Source organism: Kribbella sp. NPDC049174 (assembly GCF_043197365.1).
Taxonomy (GTDB): domain Bacteria; phylum Actinomycetota; class Actinomycetes; order Propionibacteriales; family Kribbellaceae; genus Kribbella.
On record NZ_JBICSZ010000027.1, the window covers coordinates 1 to 5,376 of the forward strand.

Genomic DNA, 5,376 nt, shown 5'->3' on the forward strand with positions numbered 1-5,376 from the left:
TGTTTGAGTCTTGCCCACGCCATGTGTGGTGTGTGACAAGCCCTCGGCCTATTAGTACCAGTCAGCTACACACGTTGCCGTGCTTCCACTTCTGGCCTATCAACCCAGTGGTCTACTGGGGGCCTTACCCGGTTAACCCGGTGGGAGACCTCATCTTGAAGCGTGCTTCCCGCTTAGATGCTTTCAGCGGTTATCACTCCCGAACGTAGCCAACCAGCCGTGCTCCTGGCGGAACAACTGGCACACCAGAGGTTCGTCCACCCCGGTCCTCTCGTACTAGGGGCAGCCCTTCTCAAGTCTCCTGCGCGCGCAGCGGATAGGGACCGAACTGTCTCACGACGTTCTAAACCCAGCTCGCGTGCCGCTTTAATGGGCGAACAGCCCAACCCTTGGGACCTACTCCAGCCCCAGGATGCGACGAGCCGACATCGAGGTGCCAAACCATCCCGTCGATATGGACTCTTGGGGAAGATCAGCCTGTTATCCCCGGGGTACCTTTTATCCGTTGAGCGACGGTGCTCCCACATGCCACCGCCGGATCACTAGTTCCGACTTTCGTCCCTGCTCGACATGTCTGTCTCACAGTCAAGCTCCCTTGTGCACTTACACTCGACACCTGATTGCCAACCAGGCTGAGGGAACCTTTGAGCGCCTCCGTTACCTTTTAGGAGGCGACCGCCCCAGTCAAACTACCCACCAGGCACTGTCCCTGATCCGGATAACGGACCAAAGTTAGACAGCCAGAACAACCAGAGTGGTATTTCAACGATGACTCCACCCGAACTGGCGTCCGAGTTTCACAGTCTCCCACCTATCCTACACAAGTTGTACCGACCACCAATACCAAGTTGTAGTAAAGGTCCCGGGGTCTTTCCGTCCTGCTGCGCGTAACGAGCATCTTTACTCGTAATGCAATTTCGCCGAGTCCATGGTTGAGACAGCGCCCAAGTCGTTACGCCATTCGTGCAGGTCGGAACTTACCCGACAAGGAATTTCGCTACCTTAGGATGGTTATAGTTACCACCGCCGTTTACTGGCGCTTAAGTTCAAAGCTTCGCCGGCCGAAACCAGCTAACCTGTCCCCTTAACGTTCCAGCACCGGGCAGGCGTCAGTCCGTATACATCGAATTACTTCTTCGCACGGACCTGTGTTTTTAGTAAACAGTCGCTTGGGCCTGGTCTCTGCGGCCATCACCGCTTCCCTCAGCAAGTGAGGTAACGGATCCGGCCCCCCTTCTCCCGAAGTTACGGGGGCATTTTGCCGAGTTCCTTAACCATGGTTCACTCGATCGCCTTGGTATTCTCTACCTGATCACCTGTGTCGGTTTGGGGTACGGGCGGCTCTAACACTCACTGCGAAGTTTTTCTCGGCAGCATGGGATCATCCACTTCCCCTAAACGGGTCCGCCTCGGCTCTCAGGCTCAATGAGACACGGATTTGCCTATGCCTCGCCCTACCACCTTGCCCGCGGATCAGCTTGCGCCTACCATCGCCGCGGTTGGACTACCCTCCTGCGTCACTCCTCAATGCACCTACTACCACCTCGGGTCACCAACGCCACCAATCCATCCGAAGACATCATGGCTTAGTTGACTTAGCATCAGCAGGTTCGGTCGGGTCGTGTTAATGCCGGTACGGGAATATCAACCCGTTGTCCATCGACTACGCCTGTCGGCCTCGCCTTAGGTCCCGACTTACCCAGGGCAGATTAGCTTGACCCTGGAACCCTTGATCATCCGGCGGACGGGTTTCTCACCCGTCATTCGCTACTCATGCCTGCATTCTCACTCGTGCAGCATCCACAACTCCATCACTAGGCTGCTTCACACGCTGCACGACGCTCCCCTACCCATCCACACACCTGGACCAGAAACAAGTTCTGGCCGGGTACGAGTGTGAATGCCACAGCTTCGGCGGATTGCTTGAGCCCCGCTACATTGTCGGCGCGGAATCACTTGACCAGTGAGCTATTACGCACTCTTTCAAGGGTGGCTGCTTCTAAGCCAACCTCCTGGTTGTCTGGGCAACTCCACATCCTTTTCCACTTAGCAATCGCTTAGGGGCCTTAGCTGGTGATCTGGGCTGTTTCCCTCTCGACTACGGAGCTTATCCCCCGCAGTCTCACTGCCGCGCTCTCACTTACCGGCATTCGGAGTTTGGCTGATTTCGGTAAGCCGGTAAGCCCCCTAGACCATCCAGTGCTCTACCTCCGGTAAGAAACACGCGACGCTGCACCTATATGCATTTCGGGGAGAACCAGCTATCACGGAGTTTGATTGGCCTTTCACCCCTATCCACAGGTCATCCCCCAGGTTTTCAACCCTGGTGGGTTCGGTCCTCCACGCGGTCTTACCCACGCTTCAACCTGCCCATGGATAGATCACTCCGCTTCGGGTCTAGAGCATGCGACTAAAACGCCCTATTCAGACTCGCTTTCGCTACGGCTACCCCACACGGGTTAACCTCGCCACACACCACTAACTCGCAGGCTCATTCTTCAAAAGGCACGCCGTCACACCCCACAAAGGAGATGCTCCGACGGATTGTAGGCAATCGGTTTCAGGTACTATTTCACTCCCCTCCCGGGGTACTTTTCATCTTTCCCTCACGGTACTAGTCCGCTATCGGTCACCAAGAAGTATTTAGGCTTAGCGGGTGGTCCCGCCAGATTCACACGGGATTTCAAGAGTCCCGTGCTACTTGGGAAAACACTCGGAAGTCACTGTCTTACGCCTACGGGGCCATAACCCACTACGGCTCAACATTCCAGAAGATTCGACTTCAACAGTGATTTATAACTCCCCGACCTCACGGCATCAAGGTCTGAATGCTCCCACAACCCCATGTACGCAACGCACGCCGGCTATCACACGCACATGGTTTAGCCTCATCCGCTTTCGCTCGCCACTACTCACGGAATCACAATTGTTTTCTCTTCCTGCGGGTACTGAGATGTTTCACTTCCCCGCGTTCCCTCCAGAACCCTATGTGTTCAGGCACTGGTAACTGGCTTTAGAATGCCAGCTGGGTTTCCCCATTCGGACACCCCCGGATCACAGCTTGGTTGCCAACTCCCCGGGGCTTATCGCAGGCTCCAACGTCCTTCATCGGCTCTTGGTGCCAAGACATCCACCGATTGCCCTTAGTAGCTTGTCACAACAAAACAAAACAAAATCGCTACAAAGAGATGCTCGCGTCCACTATACAGTTCTCAAAATACGGGCAGGAACACCAGCCCACATACACCACCTATCAAGTGAACATTCACCCCAGGGAAACAACACACCCAGAACAAACACCCACACCAACGGTTTGGTGAGAGCCGGCCCCAGCCACCCACCACACCAACAACAGTCAGTGTGGCTGTGACCCAGAAAAACCAGTCCAACCCATACGGGAAGGCCCGATTCCTCAGGACCCAACAGCGCGCCTCGACCCATCACCCAACCCCACTCACGTTCCACACTCACAAGGAGCAGTACTAGCTCGATCGGTCAGGATCCTGGCCTAATGGTCAATGTTCCACAGTCCGAAGCACCATCACCCCGAGACGAACGCTCGAGCAGTGATGAATGAACACCCACCACAGTGGGTGTTTCGTGCTCCTTAGAAAGGAGGTGATCCAGCCGCACCTTCCGGTACGGCTACCTTGTTACGACTTCGTCCTAATCGCCAGCCCCACCTTCGACGGCTCCCTCCACAAGGGTTAGGCCACCGGCTTCGGGTGTTGCCGACTTTCATGACGTGACGGGCGGTGTGTACAAGGCCCGGGAACGTATTCACCGCAGCGTTGCTGATCTGCGATTACTAGCGACTCCGACTTCATGGGGTCGAGTTGCAGACCCCAATCCGAACTGAGACCGGCTTTTTGGGATTCGCTCCACCTTGCGGTTTCGCAGCCCTTTGTACCGGCCATTGTAGCATGCGTGAAGCCCTGGACATAAGGGGCATGATGACTTGACGTCATCCCCACCTTCCTCCGAGTTGACCCCGGCAGTCTCCTATGAGTCCCCACCATAACGTGCTGGCAACATAGGACGAGGGTTGCGCTCGTTGCGGGACTTAACCCAACATCTCACGACACGAGCTGACGACAGCCATGCACCACCTGTATAGGACCCTTACGGACCCCCCATCTCTGGAGGATTTCCCTATATGTCAAACCCAGGTAAGGTTCTTCGCGTTGCATCGAATTAATCCGCATGCTCCGCCGCTTGTGCGGGCCCCCGTCAATTCCTTTGAGTTTTAGCCTTGCGGCCGTACTCCCCAGGCGGGGCGCTTAATGCGTTAGCTGCGGCACGGAGGACGTGGAATGTCCCCCACACCTAGCGCCCAACGTTTACGGCGTGGACTACCAGGGTATCTAATCCTGTTCGCTACCCACGCTTTCGCTCCTCAGCGTCAGGTAAGGCCCAGAGAGCCGCCTTCGCCACCGGTGTTCTTCCTGATATCTGCGCATTCCACCGCTACACCAGGAGTTCCGCTCTCCCCTGCCTACCTCTAGTCTGCCCGTATCGGAAGCAGGCTCGGAGTTAAGCTCCGAGTTTTCACTCCCGACGTGACGAACCGCCTACGAGCCCTTTACGCCCAATAATTCCGGACAACGCTCGGACCCTACGTATTACCGCGGCTGCTGGCACGTAGTTGGCCGGTCCTTCTTCTGCAGGTACCGTCACTCTCGCTTCGTCCCTGCTGAAAGAGGTTTACAACCCGAAGGCCGTCATCCCTCACGCGGCGTTGCTGCGTCAGACTTTCGTCCATTGCGCAATATTCCCCACTGCTGCCTCCCGTAGGAGTCTGGGCCGTGTCTCAGTCCCAGTGTGGCCGGTCGCCCTCTCAGGCCGGCTACCCGTCGACGCCTTGGTAGGCCATTACCCCACCAACAAGCTGATAGGCCGCGAGCCCATCCCCAACCGCCAGAACTTTCAACCACAAACCATGAAGAATGTGGTGATATCCGGTATTAGACCCCGTTTCCGAGGCTTATCCCGAAGTTGAGGGTAGGTTGCTCACGTGTTACTCACCCGTTCGCCGCTCGTGTACCCCCGAAGGGGCCTTACCGCTCGACTTGCATGTGTTAAGCACGCCGCCAGCGTTCGTCCTGAGCCAGGATCAAACTCTCCGTTGAAAAAATATGACAAACCAGAAAACTGGTGAGTCGACACATCGAGTGATCCTTTGAATCAGAAACAATCAAACTGACTTGAATCAAAAAATACTTCAAAGGAATCCGCCACAGAACAACAAACAACCCCCACCCAAAGTCAAAGACCAAGGGCTGAAGAATCATCCAATGCCTGTGAACGGGGATAAAACAATTTCGGCATTGACTTTCGGCACGCTGTTGAGTTCTCAAGAATCGGACGCACACCGCG

Annotated in this window: 2 rRNA genes; both read right to left on the reverse strand. The window is 55.8% G+C overall.

The window, feature by feature from the left end:
• Positions 1-31 precede the first annotated feature (31 nt).
• A 23S ribosomal RNA gene (locus ACGFIF_RS44310) occupies positions 32-3,157 on the reverse strand.
• A 454-nt stretch (positions 3,158-3,611) separates the two neighbouring features.
• Positions 3,612-5,129 (reverse strand): 16S ribosomal RNA (locus tag ACGFIF_RS44315).
• The 16S and 23S rRNA genes sit together here, the layout of an rRNA operon.
• Positions 5,130-5,376: the final 247 nt, after the last annotated feature.